Genomic DNA, 20,670 nt, shown 5'->3' on the forward strand with positions numbered 1-20,670 from the left:
GGTTTATTGGACGAGATGGTTTTTGCGTTTGACCCGGTAGGCGACGTAGTAGAGCAGACACAGCAGCAGCACATATTCCGAGATGCGGGCCGGATAGTCGCCGTAGCGGGTGTAGAAAGTCAGTTCCGAGTTGAGGGGCACCCGGGCGGAGATCACGCCGCGCTCCTCCCAGCCGAGGGTCTCGCCCACGTCGCCGCGGGCGGAGATGAATCCCGAGCGGCCCGTGTTGGCCGAGCGGGCGATGGCGCGGCGGTGTTCGATGGCCCTCAGGCGCGAGATGGTGAACAGGTGCTTGTAGCCCGGCGTGTCGCGCCACCAGCCGTCGTTCGAGATGATGGCCATGAACTGCGCGCCGCGGCGCACGAAATCGCCGTAGAAGTCGCCGTAAAGCCCTTCGTAGCAGATCGCGGGGCCGGTTTTGATTCCATCGTGTTCGAAGGCCGTGCCGTGCTGTCCCTTGCCGATCTGCCCGAGCGTGCCGCCGAGGTCGATGACCAGGAATTTCAGCACGTCGAAAACCCACGTCGGGGTGTTCTCGACGCCGATCACCAGCCGGCCCTTGTGATGAAGCTGCGTGCGGCCCGCGGAGTCGAGCCCCACGGCCGTGTTGAATACGTCGTAATAGCCGTTTCCGAAGCGTTCCGCACGGGCCGTTTCGGTCTGCGCTCCCGCCGGATAGTGGCGCGTGGTGTTGGCTCCGGCAATGAGCAGGGCCCCGGGATGGCGGCTGCGGAGCGTGTCGGCCAGCACCTGCCAGAATTCGCCCGGCGTGTCGGCAGCCCCCAGCCAAAAATCGCTCAGCGCGGGTTCGCGGTAGTAACCCGGCACGGCGGTCTCGGGCAGCAGGATGAACTGTGCTCCGGCGGGTACGTCGTCCAGCAGGTCGAGGATATTCTCCTCCTGCCGTTCCGTGTCGCCGTGGAATTTGTCGTAGCAGTCCACATTGGGCTGGACGATGCTCACCTCGGCCGCCCCTTCGTCGGGCTGTTCCCAGCTTCCCCAGATGGCCAGCGATACGGCTATCGGCACCGCGACGACGCACGCCGCGGCTGTCCACCGTCGCACGGTGCGCGCCCGAAGGGCTTCGAAGATCAGGATATTCGAGAGCAGCACCCACAGCGTGCCGCCGAAGACGCCCGTGTATTCATACCACTGCACGGCCCACACCTCGTGCGAGAATCCGTTGCCGAGGATGAGCCACGGCCACGAGAAATCCCCGACGGTGTACCAGTATTCGGTGGCGATCCACGCCGTGACGAGGGTGGTGTAGGCAAGGGCTTTGGGGGCTTTTTTCGAGACCGTGTGGAAGAGCATGAAGGCGATCATGTTCATCGTCGTCGAGGCCAGCGTGGCGGCCGGGGGGCCTACGGGCGTCGCGTACCAGATCCACCAGATCGTCAGGGCGTTCCACAGCGCGAAGGTCAGCGCCGCCCAGCCGAAGACCTTCCACCACGAGCGGCGCGAGGCGTCGTACGAGGCGCTCACCCACAGCAGCGGGACGAATCCCGCGAGGAGCGTCAGCCCCGTCATGCTGAGCCATCCCGGGGAGAGCAGGAGGGCCGAAAGGATTACCGCCGCAAGTCTACGCAACATGGAAGGAGATTTTATGACCGCAAAAGTACTCAAACGAGCGCATTTTTCAAAATATTTCCTACTTTTGTCTTGAAACCAATCAATCTGCTGTACAAATGAAGAAATTCCTCGTTTTATCGGGAGCTCTCGCGGGTATCCTCTTGTTTTCGGGTTGCGGTTCGAAAGGCTGGAAGACCATCGACGGGGCGATCGTGTTCGACACGCCGGCGCGCGAACCGGGCCAGGAATCGGTGCTGGGGCTCAGGACGGCTCCGATGGAGACGGTCCGGGTGGGCTTCGTCGGGCTGGGCATGCGCGGTCCGGGCGCTGTGGAGCGCTTCACTCATCTCGACGGCGTTGAGATCAAGGCCCTCTGCGACCTTTACCCCGAGCGGGTCGATAGCGCGCAGGCGATCCTCGCGCGTCGCGGATTTCCCGAAGCCGCGGCTTACAGCGGCGAAGAGGGCTGGAAACAGCTCTGCGAGCGCGGCGACATCGACCTCGTCTACATCGTCACCCCGTGGCAGAAGCACGTGCCGATGGCGGTCTACGCCATGAAGCAGGGCAAGCACGTCGCCGTGGAGGTTCCCGCCGCCACGTCGCTCGACGAGTGCTGGCAACTGGTGAACACCGCCGAAAAGACCCGGCGCCATTGCATGATGCTCGAAAACTGCGTCTACGACTTCTTCGAGCTCACGACGCTCAACATGGCCAAACAGGGGCTGTTCGGCGACATCCTCCATGTCGAGGGATCGTATATCCACAATCTGGATGCCTTCTGGGACTACTACGAGAGCAACTGGCGCCTCGACTTCAACCAAAAGCACCGCGGCGACGTTTACGCCACGCACGGCCTCGGCCCCGCCTGCCAGCTGCTGGACATCCACCGCGGCGACAAGATGAACTACCTCGTGGCCGTGGACACCCGGTCGGTCAACGGCCTGAAACAGGCCGGGGAGAAGATGGGCGCCACGGAGTTCGCCAACGCCGACCACACCTCGACGCTGATCAAGACCGAGAGGGGCCGCACGATCCTGCTGGAACACAACGTCTACACGCCGCGTCCTTACAGCCGCATGTACCAGCTGACCGGTACGAAGGGCTTCGCCAACAAATACCCGGTTCAGGGCTACGCCTTCGATCCCGAACAGCTCACGGAGTCGGGCGTGCCCGACCACGAGGACCTGAGCAGCCACCGCTTCGTGCCCCGGGAGGTGCGGGAGGCGCTGATGGAGCGTTACAAGCACCCGATTGCTATGGAGATCGAGGCGAAGGCCCGGGAGGTCGGCGGCCACGGCGGCATGGATTTCATCATGGATTACCGCCTGATCTACTGCCTGCACCACGGCCTGCCGCTCGATCAGGACGTTTATGATGCCGCCGAATGGTCGTGCATCGGGGCGTTGACGGCCATGTCGCTCGAACACAACAGCGCTCCGGTGGCTGTGCCCGACTTCACGCGTGGGGACTGGGACAAGATCGACGGTTATCACCACGCGATGTTGGTTCAATAGAATGCAATTCGGCCCTCCCATGCGGGAGGGCCGAATTTTTGATACTTGTCGGACCGGGCGTCAGTTCGACGTCGGGAATTTGTAGGCCACGGCCACCGGCTTTTCGCAGATGCCGATCCACTCCTTCTCCTTTTTCATCGTCCGCAGATCGTAGAGGTACAGACTGCCCGGCTTGCGATCCGTCGCCGTGGGGTTATAGGTGGCGATCAGCAGTTTGTCGTCGTCGATCACCGTGGACGAAGTGGACGGTACCGCATTGGTGCAGATGTCCATGATCTGTTCGCCGTCGGGCAGCGTGATGTCGGGCTGGTCCCCTTCGGCCGGCATCCGCGGCGAAGTTCCGGTCATCGACCAGTGGTAGATTTTGTTGTCGTAGTCGTAATAGGCGTTTCCGTTGAGCTTCGTCGTCACGATCCGCGAATGGGCGTTCATCAGCATCGGGGCCGACTCGGTGTATGTCAGGAGTTCGGTCGGTTCGCCGAACGAATCATTTGTTTTGAGTATCTTGATCTGTTTGGAAGAACCTTCGATTGACTGTGCAATGTAGTATAAATAGCAGCGGTCATACTGTCCTTCTCCGACTCGTGCAGCAGCTATATTGACGAACTTATATCCGCTCGGCGCGGCATATCCTTTCGTGCTGCGGCCGTTGGGGAATAGATTCGCACCCTCTTCGGAGAATGTGAGTACGCTGCGTACTCCTTTGCTTTTTGAGGCGAAGTACCCCTGCTGGCTGTATTTTGCCGGATAGGGCGGGTTCCGGGAGATGAGCATATCGACTGAGAATTCGTAACGATAGGCTTTGAAATCCTCGCCGATCAGATGGACGTATTGCTCGGTGCTTCCATAGGTCTGCTCTCCCAGAATCGTTCCGGTCTGAACACCGTATTCCTCCATGCTCTTCATGCGGTGGGTGACGGCGAGCGATGCGGCGTCGAGACGATAGATCGAGCTTTCGTCGTCATTCGACGAGATCAGAACGCCCGACCAGAATCCGGGTGTGGAGAAGACGTAAACGTCGTTCAGGTTCCGGAATTCGTACTCCGGATTGATCAGATTCAGCAGATCGTCCCACACCTCCTGTGCATTCTCGGTCTCCTCCTGGGGCGTCCGTATCTTGACGAACGCCAGCGAACCGCGATTCTCCGCGTCGTTGCAGAGGATCAGATAGCCTTCGTCGAATCCCGACTGCACGCGCAGGTCGTAGTAGTAGAAGCCGATGCTCTCGCCGTTGTCGATCCGCAGGCGCAGCACATAACTGCCGGACTTTTCGAAGGCGTAGTCGAGCGTGGGCGAACTGGAAATGAAGGTCGTATCGATCATTCCGGGGAAGTCGCCGTCGGGACGGCCGTAGGACCACTCGTAAGCGATCTCGTGATCGTTGCCGCTCTCGACACGCAGGCTGTTCAGCGTCAACTTCTCGGTTGCCTTGGCATAAATGGTCTGTTCCAGACCGCTGACCGTAATCGGCGCCAGTTCGCGGTACTCCTCTTTTTCAAGTCCGTAGCAGGAGATCAGTACGATGCCGCAGCCGACGGCCACGAAATATTTCAGTAACTTTTTCATGGTGCGTTTGTTCGGTTAATAGATATTTACCGGATCTCTCCATCCGGTGCCCGTACCTGAGTTATAGGTGCCGTAGGTTTCCAAATCGGGGTAATTGGTCTTGTAGTATTCGTATAGTGGGCTGAGCACATATCGGTTCCAGGCCATTTTATAGGGGTTGTTGCTGTTATGGAAAAAGCCTGTACGGATTTCGGTCACTATTCCGTTTTTGTTTACATAAGTTTTGTTGTCGATATTTTCGCCGAACTGCTCGACCATCTCGGCGTAAAGCGACGGATTGAGTTCTTCGATACCGTGGTAGAGTTCCAGCAGCTTCCGGTATTTCTCCTCGCGGAATTCGCCCAGATACATATACCACTGAATAGTGGCGGTATGGTACCACCAGTTGGGGCAGGCGGCGATACCGTCGGAGATCAAGATGCGGTGAACATTGCGCGGAACGCCTTGGAATTCGTCGCTTTCGGCGATTTGAAGCACCAGCGAAGCCGTTTTGTCCTTGAGTTTTTCGGTGCGCTTCACCGTGACCTCGATCCGGCCCTCCACGGACCCTGCCGGGACGATGAGTTCGTCGATCGTGTAGTCTTCGCCTTCGACGGCGTCGTAGAGTTCGCGTGCGACACCGCCCGTCGTGTAGTTGGTCGTCGTGTCGTGGATGGCCTGCACTTCGAAGGTCCGGTCATGGTCGGCGACCGTGCCCAGCAGTTTCACCGATATGGTTTGCCGGAGCTCCTTCACCGATTCGTCCAGCAGGGCGAACGGCGCTTCGGTCGAGAGATAGCGGTCCAGACTCTGGGCTCCGTCGCTGAAATAGAGTTTGTCCTTCTGCGAGGTGTCGTACATCAGCCACGTATCGGAGCAGGAGAGAAATCCGCCCGTCGCGCTCAGGACGATGAGGATGTTGAATATGAGTTTGCGTTTCATATGCCTCGTTTTTTTATTGTCTGTAATTGTCTTCCACGCTTGCCGGAATGGGCATCGTGTAGGTCGCGTCGTCATTGCCGGCGAAAGTTCCCATGCCTGAAATGGTGAGGTCGCGGGCAAGGCGCTTCATGTTGTGGAAATCGTCTCCGTCGGCGAAGAATTCCTTGCGGCGGTCGTTGAAGATATTCTCCTCGGTGATTTTGCCCGCTTCCCGGTCGGCGAACGCGGTCTGGTCGCGCGACGTGACCACGTAGTCGAGATACTCGGTGGCCTTGTCGGGATCTTTCGTGAGATTGGCCTCCGCGACGATGTAGTACATCTCCGGAATGCGGATCAGGCTCACGCCCGGGATCGAATTGCCGTTGTAGGTCGCCGTCGAACCGGAGTCGTTGCTGGAAGCGTACATCACATTGTAGTGCTTCGTGCACCAGTTGTTGTTCCGGTCGAACCACGCCACGTAGCGCCGGTCGGCATTGCCCTCCTGATCCGCTTCGAAGATCGAGGTGTATTGCTCCGCGAGTTTCATGGAGCCCATGCTCGTGGAGCTGCGGATCAGGTCGAAATAATAGTAGTACGTGAAGGTCGTCGAATAGAGACCGACGACGGTTTCCTGCATGTCGAGCGTACCCGTTTCGAGACTGTTCCAGGCCCCGGCGGTCGTTTTCAGCGGGAATTTGCCGCTGTCGATGACCTCCTGTGCGTAGCCTTCGGCCTTTTCCAGATCGTTCATCGTCCAGTATGCGCGGGCCAGCAGCGCCTTGACGGCGTAGAGGTTGAAATGGGTGATGCGGTTGCTCGTGAAGTCGCCCATGGCGTTGTCGCGCACCACCGGAAGCAGGGTCGCATCCTCTTCGAGGTACTTCTCGGCTTCGGTCAGGTCGGCGATGATGAATTCGAACACCTTGTCGAGCGAACTGTACGGAGTGACCTGAATGCCGTAGCTCTTCACATAAGGAATCGCCTTGGTTTTGGCCGCGGCGTCGCCCGAGGCGAACGATACGGCGAAGATGCGCGCCATTTCGAAGTGGAGGAAGGCCCGCAGGGCGAGAAGTTCGCCCTTGTAGAGCCGCGTATGGCGGAATTCGCTGTCGTCTTTCGGCAGGATGTGGGACAGGGCCTTGTTGACATGGCCGATGACCTTGTATCCCGTGGTCCAGATCTTTTCGGCGACGGCGATGGCATTGTCGTGTGTCCACTGCCGCTGGACGATGTAGGCCATGTTGTCGCTCTGGTTGATGGTGAAATTGCCGGTCATCAGCTCGGGGTATTTGTAGGCGAGCATTTGTCCGTAGAGTCCGTTGCGCTCGCCGCCGATCTCGGCATAGATTCCGTAGATGGCGTCTTCGCAGCCTTCGGCCGTGGAGAAAAGTTCCTTGTCGGTTACCTCCGATTTGGGGTTGACATCGAGGTAAGCCCCGCAGCCGCTCAGCAGCAGCGTCAGCAGCAGCAGGGTCTGACTGTATTGTTTGATTGATTTCATAGTCTTCGGCATGTTAGAAAGTGGGACGGAACATCAGGTTGATCGTACGGCTGTACGGATAGCTCGTACCACGTTCGTACTTCACGCTGGAAAAACGCACGAGGTCCGTGACGCCGACGCCGACGGCCAGGCGTTTGAATCCGAGCCGTTTGAGGAACTTGGCCTGGAACTCGTAGGAGATCGTCGCGCTCGACAGCCACAGTTCGTTGAGGCGTTCCACGAAACGTTCCGAGTTGTACGTTTGCGTGGTTTGGCGGATGGCCAGGTAGCGCGACAGGTCGCCGGGGTTCTTCCAGCGGTCGGTGAAGGCGCGTTCATCGACATTGTAGCGCGGGTCGATGTTCTCGACCTTCTCCCAGAGGGTCTTGTTGTAGGTGTCTCCGCCGAACGTGTAGCTGAATACGAAATTCAGCGACCAGCCCTTGTAGCGCAGCGTGTTGAGCCACGTGCCTTGCAGTTTGGGCTGCGTGTTGCCCACGACCACTTCGTCTTCGGTGTCGTATTTGAAGGTGTATTCGCCGTTCTTCTTGATGAAGATCTCCTGTCCCGTGGCGGGGTCGATGCCGGCCGAACGCACGGCGTAGATGTCGTACTGCGAGCCGCCCTCCCGGAACCGCAGCATCAGCGGGCTGTCCAGATCGACCTGATAGGAGGTGTTCTTCAGCGTATTGCTGATGCGCTTGATGCGGTCCTTGACGTGCGAGCCGTTGATCACCGAGGTCCACGCCCAGTTGCGGTTGCGGATGATCTGTGCGGCGACCGAGAAGTCGTAACCCGTGTTCTGGTTCTCGCCGAAGTTCACCGTGATGTTCTCGGCGCCGGTCGAGGCCGGGAGCGGAATGCTCATCAGCTGGTCCTTGGTCGTGTTGCGGAAATAGTCGAAACTCAGGACCAGACGCTCCTTGAAGAGCGTGAGGTCGATGCCGATGTTGTTCTTCAGCACGCGCTGCCATTTCAGTTCGGGGTTGCCCATGCGGATCGGGACGGTTCCCACACCCGTGTAGTACATGTTCTTGTTGTCATAGCGGTACGTGGTGATGGCCTGATAGGGGCTGCCGGTGGTCTGGCCGTTGTAACCCCACGACCAGGTGAGGCGCATTACGTCGATCCACTCCACATCGTCGAGGAATTTTTCCTTGTGGAGGTTCCAGCCCAGACCGAACGACCACATCGGCGCGAAGCGGTTCTCCGAGCCGTAGGCCGACGAGCCGGAGGTCCGGTAGGAGATGTCGGCGAAATAGCGGTTGCGGAAGTAGATGTTGCCGCTGGCGAAGAATCCCACTTTGGCCAGCAGCGTCTCGCTGCCGGAGGGCAGGTTGCTCGGATCGTACCCCAGCGCGTATTTGATGTCCGAAAGTTCGTCTTTCAGGAAGCCCATGGCCGTGACGTACGACGAGGTGAGGTTCGTGTGCTGGATGTCCGTTCCGGCGTTGATCACGAATCCCGATCCCTGGCTGTCGAGCGAACGGCCGTAGTTGAGCACGATCTTGCCGTCGTAGTTGAATCCCTTGCTGGTGCCCAGGCGGTAGGTTCCCCGCTCCGAGGGCTCCGACTTGCTGAGGAACTGTGCGTCGTCGGGCGAGATGTAACGGTCGGACTGACTGCTTTCTATATCGACGTTGAACTGGCCGCTGACGTAGAAGTCGGGCGTAATCTCCCATTTGGCATCGACCGTGTTGCGCAGATTCTGGGTCCGGGCGGTCGAGAAGCTCGACAGCGTGGCGTTGTAGAGCGGGTTGGCCTGGAATCCCTGGCTGGTCGTCGAGGGGTCTTCGGGGTTGAAATAGAACGCCTTCACCAGATCGCCGTATTCGTCGTAGGGCGATTCGTAGGGATTCAGTTTCGTGTAGGCGCTGAAATTGCCGTAGGGCGACTCTTTGGAGTCGGTCAGCGAATAGTTGGCCGTGTAGCGCAGCGTGAGTTTGTCCCGCGAGTGGTAGCCCACCGAGAAGTTGAGCGTGTAGTTGCGGCGGTTGTCGCCCTTCATGACGCCGTATTTGTCGCTGAAACGCAGCGACGCGCGGTAGTCGATCTTTTGGGCGCGGCCGCTCAGCGAAAGCGAATGGGTGTGGCTGAACGGCACGCGCAGCGGGGCGCGTATCCAGTCGGTGTTGATGCCGCGGCGGACGTTCTGCAATTTGTAGGCGTAGGCTTTGTCCATCGACCCGTCAGCCGTTTCGTAGAAGCCTGCCAGCCGTTCCAGCTCCAGTTTCTGAGCGGCATTGGTCAGGTTTATCGAACTCAGGTCGGGGATGCTCAGTTCGGGAACGAAGTTGTAGCTCAGACGGGGTTTGCTGTCCGTCACCTGCTGGCGTTCGATGACGATCACGCCGTTGGCGGCGCGGTCGCCGTAGACGATGGCGGCCTGAGCGTCTTTCAGAACGTCGATGCGCTCGATCTCGTACATGTCGAGGTCATAAAGCTCCTCCATCGAGATTTCGGCGCCGTCGAGGATGATGAGCGGGTTGTTGTAGGCTTTCTCCTCGGCCGAGGTGGCGATGGAGTTCGAACCGCGGATCAGGATTTCGGGAATGGCGTTGGGGTTCGAGCCGAGGGCGTTGTTCTGTACGACCACCATGCCCGGGGTCACGGCGCTCAGGGCCGTCATGAGATTGGTGTTCGAGATCGAAACGAGCTCTTCGCCCTTGACCGTGGTCACCGAACCGGTGAACGTGCTCTTGTTGCGCGAGAACATGCCGTTGACCACCACGTCCTCGATCTGCGTGCCGCCCTCCTTGAGCTTCACTTTGAGCCCTTTCATCGAGCCCGTGACCACTACCTGGCGTGTCTCCATGCCCAGGAATCCCACTTCCAGCAGGGCGGGGCTCGTCTTGGTCGTGAAGGAGAAGGTGAATTCACCCTTTTCGTCGGTCGAGACTCCCTGTCCCGATCCGTTTGCCAGCAGCACCGTGGCACCGGGCAGCACCGTATTGTTCGAGTCGTAGACCGTGCCCGCTACGGTGAAGCGGCGCGTCTTGACCGTCGTGTCGTAGACCAGCACGACGTTGTTTTCGATCTGGTATTTGAAACTCGATCCGGCGATGCAGCGGTCGAGCACGTCCGAGATCGCCGCTTTTTTGAACTCTCCGCTTACGGGCGGGAGCCGGCGGATGTCTTCGGGATCGTAAGCGATCTTGATCCCGGTCTTTTTGGTAATTTCATCCAGTATCGTCCCGACGGGTTGTTCCGTCGCCGCGATACTCACTGTGGCGTTCAGGTTGATCGGATTTCCCCCCCCCTGCGCCATTGTCACGGTAGTCGCAGTACAGACCGCTGCTGCGAGCAATACCAACCGGAGCGCCCGTGCCCGGCTGAGAAAGTGTAGAATTTTTTGCATAGACTTGGGTGTTTAAGCAGGCCGGTCCGGATGAACCGGCCTGCCCGGGTTCTTAGTTTTTCTGTGACGGGAACATGCTGCGTTCGAGCACGTAGATCATGCCCTGATAGTGGGCCCGGGTTTCGCCCGAGGCGCTCTTTTCGCGCGACCGCAGCAGTTTCAGGATGCGGTCGTTGACGCTGACGAACAGGGCGCGCGACTCGTCGATCGACCGCAGCTGGACGTTGTACTGCCAGCCATAGCCGTGCGACAGCGCGTCGGCGTTCCAGAGTTTCGACGCCACGAAGCCTTTGCCGTGTTCCTCCTCGGCTTCGCGCAGCGGGGTGAGGTAGCGTTCCACCAGCCCCGTGTCGTCCAGTCCCAGCAGGGCGATTTCGTCCACCGAGGGTGCATAGGCTTCGGCGATGCCGCCCAGCTTCAGACGCTTGGCCTCGCTGGCTGCCACGTCGGCGGACGCATCGACGAACATCCGCTGGATGAGCCGTTCCGACGGCGAGAGCGAACGCCCCTTGATCGTGTTCTCGAAGACGATGTTGTAGAGATCGTTCATATACTCCTGCGGGGTGTAGGGGTTGTCCGAGATGTGCGACGAGAGCATGACGTTCTTATAATAGGTGAAGAACGCACGGCAGAAGTTGAAGCGCAGGATGGACGAGAGGTCCACGTGCAGCGGCAGTTTCTCGGTCAGCGCGGGTTGTTCGAGCCACGACGAGTCCTTCATCTGCGCGAGCACCCATTTCAGCGCGGCGCGCTGGCGCTCTTTCGGCACGGCGACGGCCTGGGGGCCTCCGGGGGTGTTGCTGTTCACCTGTTTGAGGTAGATGCCGCCCACGTTGAGCATCGCGGCATTGACGTAGCGGGCGAACTGTCCGGCGATCGCTTCGTAGAGCCGGATGCGCTTCGTCAGGTCGGGGTCCTCCTCGTCGGGAATCCACTCCTCCATGTGCGAGAGGATGTATTTCAGGTTGGCGATGCCGTAGTCGCCGGCCTTCATGGCGTCGTCGCCGAGATCCTCCTCCAGGGCGGTCGGGTCGTAGCGTGCGATGAGCTGCTGACGGCCGTAGCGGTAGATCGGATCGCCGACCTTTTCGTCGATCCATCCGCGGATGGTTTTCTCTTCGTCGAACATGTCTTTCTTGTCGGGCAGCGGCGTGTAGGCGTACTTGATGACGTATTCGTCGTAGGGGCCGAGGTCCGGCGGAGTCACCTTCACGCCCCGGTCGCCGGGCTGCGCCACGTAGTTGAAACGCGCGTAGTCCATGATCGAGGGCGTGGTGCCGTGCTTCTGCGTGAACGAGGCGCTGCGCAGCGAATCCACGGGGAATGCGCTCGAGGCCGCCATGTTGTGCATCAGGCCCAGCGTGTGTCCGATCTCATGGGCGAGGATGTATTCCAGCGTTTCCTGGAAAACGTCGTCGGGGAGCTCCTTGCCGCGCACGCGCTCGTCTACCTGCGAGGTCTGCACGAAGCGCCACGTGTTGGCCAGCCGCACCACGTCGTTGTACATCAGCACCGAGGCATTGATGATCTCGCCCGAGCGCGGATCGACCCACGAGGGTCCCATGGCGTTGGCCACGGCTGCCGGGACATAGCGGATGCAGGAGTATTTCAGGTTGTCGGGGTCGAATTCGGGATCGTCTTTCGGGAAGTCCTCGATGTGCATGACGTTCTTGAATCCGATCTTCTCGAACGCCTTGTTCCAGCGCAGGACGCCGCGGCGGATCGGGTCGCGCCACAGCGCGGGGAATGCGTCGTCGAGGTAGAAGACGATGGGTTTGACCGGTTCCACGAGTTCGCCGCGTTTCCATGCCTCCACGTCCTTGGGCTGGAGGTCCCAGCGGTTGATGACCGAGAAGTCCTCGATGGTCTCTTTCTTGCCGTCGATGCGCGACAGGCCGGTCAGGAAGATGCCGATCCGGTCATCGGCCAGACGCGGCCGCATCGCCTCCTCGGGCAGCAGCAGGATCGTGCGCGTCACCTTCATGGTCATCGGCTCGTCCTTCTTGAGCGATACCAGACCCAGCAGGCTGGCCGATACCGAGTAGGAGAGGTACGATTTGATCGTGACGTTGTCCTCGAACGCCTTGATCTGGTCGATGGCCGAGCCTTCGCTCTTGAACTTTCCGGTGATGCTGATCAGGCCGTTGTTGCTGTTGCTCATGGGAGCCAGCTGGGCGTTGTCCCCGGCGAAGAACTTGGTCATATCGACGACCAGCGCCGAACTGTCGCGGTTGTAGCAGACGAAACTGAACGACGTGATGATGGCGGGCAGCGAACTGCGGCTGATGGCCTTGGCCATGTGGGGGTCGTTCTTGTCGTAGAGCGGGGGCACGGGGGCTTCGGAGAGGTAGAGCGTGGTGTCGATCCGCGTGAACTTGACGTGGATGGGGTCCTTCGGTTTGTAGCCGATGGTTCCCAGATTGGTGTCGCTGGCTTCGGAGATGGTCGAAGCGATGAGCATCTCGCGGCCGATCGTTTCGAGGGGAACTTCGGCGTAGAGTTTGCCTTTGAGCTTGTGCAGTGTCAGAAAGGGTCCCTTGGCCGTTACGCACGACTTGTCGTTGACAAACATCTTGGTGTATTTGTCGGTTTTCGGTTTGGCGACCTCCTCTGTCTTCGTCTTTTTCTTTTTGGATTTTGATTTGGAGGCCGCCGCTCCTGACGCAGGGAGCGCGAGCAGTCCTGCCGTGAGCAGCAGGATACAGAATTTGGAAAGTGAACGCATATAAATAAATTTGGGCATTTATTGGTTTTCTATAAGCAAATCGTGTCTTTGTGTTTCGATTTATCGGGAAAAAGTCGTTTCGCGTTGCAATTCGTTTACGGCGATCAGAGGGCTGACGGACAAATATATTGAAAACGATTCGATTTTGCAATACGCGAACGGACCGAAACGATTATTTTACGGACGGACGGTGCGATGAAACGGATGTCGGGACAGAGGTTTGCTCCGGCTTGATCCGCCGCAACGGAATCCATCGGCGTCAGAACGGTTGTGGCCGTATTTTTGCACCGGCCGGATGCCGCTTTTGCGGTCGGCAAGGCGGTTGCAGGAAAAGTGACTATCTTTGCCGACGGAACAAACGAATCGAGTCGAAATAATTTATGGGCCGGAAAACCGTATCTGATCTGTTAACGGGTCTCGCAGTCGTCTTTACTGCGTTGTTGCTGGTCGCAGCCGTTCTGAGCTGGCGCGCGTCGTTCGTCTCGCCCGAAGCCGGGAATTTCTGGGCTTCGATCGGGTTGCTGATGCCCGTCATCCTGCTGCTGAACCTCGCGGCGCTCGTCTGGTGGCTGTTGCTCCGCCGGTGGGGCGTGGCGCTGATGCCCGTCGCGGCGCTGGCGCTCAACCTGGGCTACGTGTCGGCCATGATCCAGCTGCCCGATTTCGACGACGAAGGGCCCCATGACATCCGCGTGGCGACGCTCAATGCCTACGGGTTCCGCCGTCTCGGGCCCACCTCCGTCACCGCCCGCGCCATCGCGTCGATGATGAACCGCGAGCATATCGACGTGGCGTGCTTTCAGGAGTTCATCGACGACCGGGCCTTTCCGCCCGACAGCATCGCCCGGCTTTTCGCTCCGCAGATGCCCTATTTCGTTTACCGGGCCGGTCAGGCCGTTCTGAGCCGTTTCCCGATCGTGGACCATCGCTACGTCCGCTTTCCCGACTCGGGCAACGACTATTTGCAGGCCGACGTGAAGGTCGGCGACGACACGGTGCGCATCTTTTCGGTGCACTTGCAGACATCGGGCATTTCGGGCCTCCGGCAGCGTTTCCGCAAGGATCACGGCCGCGACGTTCCGGTCGAGCGCGTGATCGGCGAATTGGAGCGCAACAGCCGTATCCGGGCGCAGCAGGTCCGCGAGATCCGTGCGGTGATCGACTCCACGCACTACCCGGTCATCGTGGCCGGGGATTTCAACGACACCCCTTCGTCCTATACCTACCGCCGGCTGAAGGGCGACATGACCGACGGATTCCGGGCTGTCGGCAACGGATTCGGCGGCACGTTCCGTTATCTGGGCGGCGTGCTGCGGATCGACTATATCTTCTATGACGACCGGTTTGCGGGCGTGGGTTACTACATGCCGCAGGACGATGTGAGCGACCACAAGGCCGTCGTCGCCGAACTGCGGTTCCGGCGGATATGACGATTCCGTTCAGTGAGCCATGCAAAAACGGTCTGTTTCGGCATGCTTCTGTCGCCGGGCTGATTATTTTCGATTTTTTTTGGTATTTTTGTACGGATCTTCCCGTTTCATGCGCTTGTTTCCGAGTGCTTTCTTCGGGCGGAAGGCTCCGGATACGGAGCGCGTCTCCGCCTGCGGGGTAAAATTGAATTTATGAACCGAAACAACGTGATCAAGCCGGGCTGGGGGCTGTTGTGCCTCTGCATGCTGTTGGCGCCCCTGTTCGTACGTTCGCAGGAGACGCCGGAACGCGAATGTATACTGATCGTCTCGTCGTATAATCCCGATACGCGCCGCATGGCGAGGTTCATCACCGAATTCGAGCAGCAGATACTGGCTTTGGGCATCCCGTGCGACATCTGTATCGAGACGCTCGAATGCAAGGGAATTGCCGATGCCGCACTGTGGATGTCGCTGATCGACAACATGATCACCCGCTACGAGAGCCGTTCGCTGCGGGCCGTCGTGCTGTTGGGGCAGGAGGCGTGGGCCTCGTTCGTGTCGCTGGGCCGCATTCCCGAAGGGGTCATGTGCTTCTGCGGGTTCGTCAGTTCGAACGGCGTGATGCTTCCGCCGCCGCCCGATTCGTTGCAGACGTGGAAGCCCCGTTCGGTCGAGTATCAGGGCATGACCGACAGTCTGAAAACGGTGGGCGGCATGCTCAACCGATACAATATCCGCCGAAATGTTGAACTGATCCGCTCGCTGTATCCCCAGGTGGAGAACATCGCTCTCGTCACGGACAACACCTACGGCGGCATCTCGTTGCAGGCTCTCGTGCGCGAGGAGTGGAAGCACTATCCCGACCTCAATCTGATCCTCGTGGACAGCCGCCAGGGCGAGGAGGCGGTGCACGAGGCTTATGCGTCGCTGCCGCCCCGTTCGGCCGTGATGCTCGGCACGTGGCGCGTGGGTTGCGACGGGGAGTATCTCATGCAGCGTTCGCTGATCGAGCTGGTCCAGAGCAATCCCCGCATCCCGGTCTTCTCGATCACCCGTACGTGCATCGGCGACGTGGCCATCGGCGGTTACGTTCCCGAGTATGAGAGCGGCGCTCCGCTGATCGCCACCCAGATCAAGAAGTACTACGATACGGGCAGGATCGACGACGTGCATTTCCATACCAGCAAGAATGTCTACCTCTTCGATTCGCGCAAGCTCAAAGAGTGGAAGATCGCCGAATACGCCCTTCCGAAGGGCAGCGTCGTGGAGGATACGATAGCCGCCAAGCTCTCGAAATACTCCCATTACATCGAACTGCTCATGCTGGGCATCCTGTTGCTGGTCCTGCTGCTGCTGTTCGTGACGTGGCTGCTGCTGCGTGTGCAGCGGCTCAAACGGACGCTCGAAGAGCGCGAAGGGCAGCTGGTCGTCGCCCGGGAGAGGGCCGAGGAGTCGGACATGCTCAAATCGGCGTTCCTGGCCAACATGAGCCACGAGATCCGCACGCCGCTCAACGCCATCGTGGGCTTCTCGTCGCTCATGCAGAGCGAGGAGTTGTCGCAGGAGGAGCGCGCCGAATACTGCGACATCGTGGTGAACAACTCCGAGATGTTGCTCACGCTGTTGAACGACATTCTCGACATTTCGTCGCTCGAATGCGGCAAGATACGGTTCAACTACGCCTCGGAGGAGATCGTGCAGATCTGCCAGCACGCGCTGATGACCACGGCCCATACACGTCAGGAGGGGGTCGAGGGGCGTTTCGAATGCGCCGTCGATTCGTTCATGCTGACCACCGACGCCCATCGTCTGTCTCAGATTCTGATCAACCTGCTGACCAACGCCGGAAAATTCACCTCCGAAGGCAGCATCACGCTGGGCGTCGAGATCGACAAGGAGCACGGCGAGGTGCTTTTCTCGGTGACCGATACCGGTCCGGGCATCCCGCCCGACAAGCAGGAGATGGTCTTCAACCGTTTCGAGAAGCTCGAGGGCAACAAGAAGAAGGGTACGGGTCTGGGTTTGGCCATCTGCCGTCAGATCGCCGTGATCATCGGGGGCCGCATCTGGGTAGACCCGACCTATACGGGCGGTGCGCGTTTCATCTTCGCTCATCCCCTCGACATCGGCACCGGTCGGAAGGGCCGGAAGGGCAAATAGTTTCGGCGGATTGCCCCGCGCGTTTGGCTGCGATTTCTCTTTCGGCTCTCCGAGCGTAAAAAAGGACAGGCTTGGACCAAAGGGCTGATTGACCCTTTGCACAAGCCTGTCCCTTAGCAATCAATAGATGTCGATGTCGTAGTTATCCGTTACGGTCACCCCGAATATTGTCGTACCGGCAGGAATATCTACTTTTTCACCTTTCAGACACAAAAAGAAAAATCCTCCGAATGGTAAAAATGTAAGACCTAAACCGACGCCTAACCCAATGGCGGCTCCTTGTCGATTCTCTCCGTCTTGCTCAATACCGCCGGACAATGAAATGATTTGACCGTCAACGGCAGTAGTCGATATACACCCGATTTGTAAATAGCCAGGTTTACCGAGCCCTTTTGCCTTTCTTTTATTTACCGACAGAATGACAGGAGTTCCGCGAGTAATAACGGGCTCTCCCGCAATGGTTAAATCGCTTACCACTTCTGCCCTGATGGGAGTATTCCGATTGCTGTTTGCCGAGGTGCTCAAACGTACAATGACAGAGGTGCCCCGTCTTAAAGGTACGGCGAAAGATAGACCGGTAAACAAACATCCAATAAGAAATAAAACAATTATTTTCTTCATAATAGAAAGCCATAACCTGATTATCAGGTTATGGCTTGAGAAAATGATTATTCGGTAAACTCGACAACTTGGCCATAAGTTGTAACAACGGTTTTCCAGTAGAACGGAGCTACACCACGTTGTTTTACCTCGGTAGTAGTATTGATGATGGCTTGCGAGCCGCTCAGTTTGGCATTCTTCACCATATCGGCATAAGCATTTGCACGAATGGCTTTCCCGGAAATACCGCCAATACCGAATACGCGTCCGATCTTTGCAGAGCCTTCCACTGTACCGATTACTCGATAATTCTTCTGTGCCAGCTCGACGTTGGTTTGCGTTACGTTTCGATTAGACATCAGGTGTGCAGAGGTTGCACAACTCGTCATTAGACCCATGGCTGCAATAGCAGCTACAAATGAGAGTTTTTTCATAAAATGAAAATTTTAGGTTGTCGCTCCAGCACCACCGCGACGGTTAATTTTTTGATTTGGATAAACAGAAAGCGTGGTGCCGAAAACTTATTTAGTTGATGAGGTCGTAGGAAACCTTGTAGATAAATAAGCAACAGCCCCACGCCTATATCCACAGTCGGATATGACGCGGCAAGATGTTCGCTTATTCTCTCTACTCGATTAGAATTTCCTACGTTCCATCAACGAGAACAAGCTACACTTTCCGTGTATTCAATATGTTACCGCAAAAGTAACGATATTCATGGAAAATGCAAAACATCTTTCCGATTTCTCGGTGCTGTTGCCATTATTATGCCACAAAGTTCTCAAAAACAAAGTTTTCATGCAATAGGCGAACCTATGGAATCACAACTTTGTTTTTTATAGATTGAGGAAAAATATGAGACCGGGGTTGATTTCACTTGCATGCTGTGCAAGCAGTCGGAAGTAGCGATCCGGAGACAACAAAGAGTACAATAAAGCCTCGTAAATCACCGTTTCAGCCTTGTCTTTCCTCGCCGAACGGCATAAAAAAAGAGATTACAAAAACTGTAATCTCTTGATTGTTAGAGCCGAAACCGAGATTTGAACTCGGGACCCCTTCATTACGAGTGAAGTGCTCTACCGCTGAGCTATTTCGGCCTTCCGGGAACCCGAAGGTTCTCTTTGGGACTGCAAATATCTGAAAAAAATATTTTTCTCGCAACAATTTTACGAAAATTCTCTCTTTTCTTGCTATATTCGCGTCAAAACTGCCCCGAAACTGCATTATGACTACTTTTTTGGTGTGCCTTGCACTGCTGGTTGCCGCCTATTTTACCTACGGACGCTATCTGGAACGGCTCGTCGATATTGATCCGGCGGCCGAAACTCCCTGTAAACGACTTTATGACGGTGTGGATTACGTGCCCCTGCCGCGTTGGCGCATATTCCTGATCCAGCTGTTGAATATCGCGGGCCTCGGCCCGATCTTCGGTGCGGTGCTCGGTGCCGCCTATGGCCCCGTGGCGTTTCTGTGGATCACCTTCGGAGGCATTTTCATGGGCGCGGCGCACGATTTCATCGCTGGGGTCATCTCGCTCCGCCACGACGGCGCGAGCCTGCCCGAAACCGCAGGCCACTATCTCGGCAGCGGGATGAAGGTCGTCATGCGCCTCTTTTCCGCGGGGCTGATGATCCTCGTGGGGGCCGTGTTCCTCTCGCAGCCCGCGTCGCTCATCGCCAACCGGCTCGACGTTCCGGCGCTCGAAGGCATTGCGTTCGGGAATTTCTCGTGGCTGTTGCTCATCATCCTGGGCGTCATCCTCGTCTATTACATCGCTGCTACGCTGCTGCCCGTGGACAAGATCATCGGCCGCATCTACCCCGTTTTCGGTTTCGCGCTGCTGTTCATGGCCCTCGGTATCCTCGTGGTGTTGCTTTTCGGCGGTGAATACACCATTCCGGAGTTCACCTCTTTCGAAAACTGCATAGCCGATGCGAAGAACTTCCCGATCGTACCGATGCTCTTCACGACCATCGCCTGCGGGGCCATCTCGGGATTCCATGCCACGCAGTCGCCGCTGATGGCCCGCTGCATGCGCAGCGAAAGCGAGAGCCGTTCGGTCTTCTACGGCGCCATGATCTCCGAGTCGATCATCGCCCTTATCTGGGCCGCCATCGCTATGGCTTTCTGGGGTAATGTCGAGGGGTTGAATAACGCCATCGCCGAATACGGCGGGCAGGCCGCCGTGCTGGTCGATGTGATCGCCAACAAGACGCTGGGTCCGGTGCTCGCGGCGTTCGTCATCCTCGGCGTCGTGGCCTGCGCCATCACTTCGGGCGATACGGCTTTCCGTTCGGCGCGGCTGATCGTCGCCGATTTCATGGGGGTAGAACAGCGTTCGCTGCGCAAGCGTATCTACATCTGCATCCCGCTGTTCGCGCTGGGGCTGCTCATCATCTTCGGCCTGCCGTTCCAGACCATGTGGAGCTATTTCGCGTGGATGAACCAGACCCTCGCGGCCGTGACGCTCTGGATGATCGTCGCCTACCTGCGCCGTCGCGGGCGCACCGTTTGGCCGGGGTTGATTCCGGCGCTCCTTATGACTTATGTCTGCGCCAGCTATATCTTCGTTTCGCCGCTGATGTTCGGCATGCAGAACCGCACGGCGGCCTATCTGCTGGGCGGTGCGGTGACGCTGGCGGTCCTTGTCGCAATGATCTTCAAACTCCGGAACAACGATGCAGAAAGCCTCTCTTAACCCTACGCCCGACCAGACCTTCGAGGTGGTCGGCGAGGGACCCTATAATTTTGTCAAGATCCTCGCTCGGAGCCGCGAAATGCAAGCCGCCGGCGATGTTCAGGAAGCCTGCAACGAGCGTTTCCAGGCATTCCAGCGCCTTGCGGAGCTGATTCCCGAGGACGAGGAGGTCAACCTCGAGTGGAACCACCGCAATTCGCGTGCGGCGCTGGAGTTGATCCACGCCTCGGCCATCGACCACTTTCTGATCAACGATTTCGAACTCTCGGCGGCATTGTTGGAGATGTTGTTGGAGCTCGACCCTGAGGACCATCTGGAGGGTAGCGAACTGCTGGCTTTCGATTACCTGGCTATGGACGAACAGGAGCTTTTCGACGAGGTCGTCAACGACATTTCGGACAAGTATCCGGGACGCGGCATCCTGTTGCTGTGGTCGGCTTACCGCCGCGACGGCCGGTTGCCCGAGGGGGAGTTGCAGCACTTCCGCACGCGCTTCGCTCCGTGGTTCGCCGAGTTCACGGCCGACGAGCACCCGGCCGACGACACTTACCTGCGCGACATCGAGGGCGAGCACCCTTCGTCTGCGGCGCAGGCCCGCGAATTGTGGCTTCGGACCGAGAATCTCTGGGTCCTCTGGCCGGGATTCATCGACGCCCTGCGGGCCGCAAAATGACAAAGGCTGCCC

General features: G+C 58.2%; 13 protein-coding genes and 1 tRNA gene. 5 read left to right on the plus strand and 9 right to left on the minus strand.

Translation table 11 applies throughout. The features are described from left to right. Positions 1-3 precede the first annotated feature (3 nt). On the minus strand, positions 4-1,593 hold the full coding sequence (gene lnt, locus NQ519_RS07730; protein ID WP_019151736.1) for an apolipoprotein N-acyltransferase: 1,590 nt from the start codon (positions 1,591-1,593) through the stop codon (positions 4-6). Positions 1,594-1,688: 95 nt separating this feature from the next. On the opposite strand from lnt, the gene NQ519_RS07735 reads away from it, so the two are divergent. Further along, complete coding sequence (locus tag NQ519_RS07735; protein WP_019151735.1) at positions 1,689-3,086, plus strand: Gfo/Idh/MocA family protein; 1,398 nt, start codon at positions 1,689-1,691, stop codon at positions 3,084-3,086. A gap of 60 nt (positions 3,087-3,146) precedes the next feature. On the opposite strand, the gene NQ519_RS07740 is transcribed toward NQ519_RS07735, so the two are convergent. Genes NQ519_RS07740 through NQ519_RS07760 form a run of 5 tightly spaced genes read right to left on the minus strand, consistent with a single transcriptional unit; the run spans position 3,147 to position 13,115 of the window. Then, a complete protein-coding gene (locus NQ519_RS07740; RefSeq protein ID WP_019151734.1) occupies positions 3,147-4,652 on the minus strand; it encodes a hypothetical protein in 1,506 nt (501 codons plus the stop codon). 15 nt (positions 4,653-4,667) lie between these two features. After that, complete coding sequence (locus NQ519_RS07745) at positions 4,668-5,573, minus strand: DUF4843 domain-containing protein (RefSeq protein ID WP_019151733.1); 906 nt, start codon at positions 5,571-5,573, stop codon at positions 4,668-4,670. Positions 5,574-5,586: 13 nt separating this feature from the next. After that, entirely contained in the window at positions 5,587-7,053 is a 1,467-nt protein-coding gene (locus NQ519_RS07750; protein WP_019151732.1) for a RagB/SusD family nutrient uptake outer membrane protein, read from the minus strand. A gap of 13 nt (positions 7,054-7,066) precedes the next feature. After that, a complete protein-coding gene (locus tag NQ519_RS07755) occupies positions 7,067-10,390 on the minus strand; it encodes a SusC/RagA family TonB-linked outer membrane protein (RefSeq protein ID WP_227901148.1) in 3,324 nt (1,107 codons plus the stop codon). A gap of 52 nt (positions 10,391-10,442) precedes the next feature. Next, positions 10,443-13,115: a zinc-dependent metalloprotease gene (locus tag NQ519_RS07760; protein WP_044118825.1), complete on the minus strand. Its 2,673-nt coding sequence runs from the start codon at positions 13,113-13,115 to the stop codon at positions 10,443-10,445. Between the two features lie 380 nt (positions 13,116-13,495). On the opposite strand from NQ519_RS07760, the gene NQ519_RS07765 reads away from it, so the two are divergent. Further along, positions 13,496-14,545: an endonuclease/exonuclease/phosphatase family protein gene (locus NQ519_RS07765; protein ID WP_026076726.1), complete on the plus strand. Its 1,050-nt coding sequence runs from the start codon at positions 13,496-13,498 to the stop codon at positions 14,543-14,545. Positions 14,546-14,737: 192 nt separating this feature from the next. Next, complete coding sequence (locus NQ519_RS07770; RefSeq protein WP_019151728.1) at positions 14,738-16,687, plus strand: sensor histidine kinase; 1,950 nt, start codon at positions 14,738-14,740, stop codon at positions 16,685-16,687. Between the two features lie 120 nt (positions 16,688-16,807). Here NQ519_RS07770 and NQ519_RS07775 read toward each other — a convergent pair whose 3' ends face one another. The 3 genes from NQ519_RS07775 to NQ519_RS07785 form a co-directional block, all read right to left on the minus strand. Then, positions 16,808-17,308, minus strand: a complete 501-nt coding sequence (locus tag NQ519_RS07775; protein ID WP_147513233.1) for a hypothetical protein — start codon at positions 17,306-17,308, stop codon at positions 16,808-16,810. Positions 17,309-17,355: 47 nt separating this feature from the next. Next, positions 17,356-17,721: a DUF6567 family protein gene (locus NQ519_RS07780; protein ID WP_019151726.1), complete on the minus strand. Its 366-nt coding sequence runs from the start codon at positions 17,719-17,721 to the stop codon at positions 17,356-17,358. A gap of 591 nt (positions 17,722-18,312) precedes the next feature. Further along, positions 18,313-18,384, minus strand: a tRNA-Thr gene (locus tag NQ519_RS07785). A 128-nt stretch (positions 18,385-18,512) separates the two neighbouring features. On the opposite strand from NQ519_RS07785, the gene NQ519_RS07790 reads away from it, so the two are divergent. Then, positions 18,513-19,985, plus strand: a complete 1,473-nt coding sequence (locus tag NQ519_RS07790; RefSeq protein WP_026076724.1) for a carbon starvation CstA family protein — start codon at positions 18,513-18,515, stop codon at positions 19,983-19,985. Further along, positions 19,966-20,658 carry a hypothetical protein gene (locus NQ519_RS07795; RefSeq protein ID WP_019151724.1) on the plus strand — a complete coding sequence of 231 codons (693 nt, stop codon included), beginning with the start codon at positions 19,966-19,968 and terminating at the stop codon, positions 20,656-20,658. The genes NQ519_RS07790 and NQ519_RS07795 overlap by 20 nt, the downstream gene beginning before the upstream one ends. Positions 20,659-20,670: the final 12 nt, after the last annotated feature.

The sequence above is a fragment of the Alistipes senegalensis JC50 genome (assembly GCF_025145645.1).
In the GTDB taxonomy this organism is placed as follows: domain Bacteria; phylum Bacteroidota; class Bacteroidia; order Bacteroidales; family Rikenellaceae; genus Alistipes; species Alistipes senegalensis.

Bases quoted from the DNA above. Each gene is read 5' to 3' on its own strand.
- lnt (WP_019151736.1), bottom strand. From the start codon at position 1,593: ATGTTGCGTAGACTTGCGGCGGTAATCCTTTCGGCCCTCCTGCTCTCC.
- NQ519_RS07735 (WP_019151735.1), top strand. From the start codon at position 1,689: ATGAAGAAATTCCTCGTTTTATCGGGAGCTCTCGCGGGTATCCTCTTG.
- NQ519_RS07740 (WP_019151734.1), bottom strand. From the start codon at position 4,652: ATGAAAAAGTTACTGAAATATTTCGTGGCCGTCGGCTGCGGCATCGTA.
- NQ519_RS07745 (WP_019151733.1), bottom strand. From the start codon at position 5,573: ATGAAACGCAAACTCATATTCAACATCCTCATCGTCCTGAGCGCGACG.
- NQ519_RS07750 (WP_019151732.1), bottom strand. From the start codon at position 7,053: ATGAAATCAATCAAACAATACAGTCAGACCCTGCTGCTGCTGACGCTG.
- NQ519_RS07755 (WP_227901148.1), bottom strand. From the start codon at position 10,390: ATGCAAAAAATTCTACACTTTCTCAGCCGGGCACGGGCGCTCCGGTTG.
- NQ519_RS07760 (WP_044118825.1), bottom strand. From the start codon at position 13,115: ATGCGTTCACTTTCCAAATTCTGTATCCTGCTGCTCACGGCAGGACTG.
- NQ519_RS07765 (WP_026076726.1), top strand. From the start codon at position 13,496: ATGGGCCGGAAAACCGTATCTGATCTGTTAACGGGTCTCGCAGTCGTC.
- NQ519_RS07770 (WP_019151728.1), top strand. From the start codon at position 14,738: ATGAACCGAAACAACGTGATCAAGCCGGGCTGGGGGCTGTTGTGCCTC.
- NQ519_RS07775 (WP_147513233.1), bottom strand. From the start codon at position 17,308: ATGAAGAAAATAATTGTTTTATTTCTTATTGGATGTTTGTTTACCGGT.
- NQ519_RS07780 (WP_019151726.1), bottom strand. From the start codon at position 17,721: ATGAAAAAACTCTCATTTGTAGCTGCTATTGCAGCCATGGGTCTAATG.
- NQ519_RS07790 (WP_026076724.1), top strand. From the start codon at position 18,513: ATGACTACTTTTTTGGTGTGCCTTGCACTGCTGGTTGCCGCCTATTTT.
- NQ519_RS07795 (WP_019151724.1), top strand. From the start codon at position 19,966: ATGCAGAAAGCCTCTCTTAACCCTACGCCCGACCAGACCTTCGAGGTG.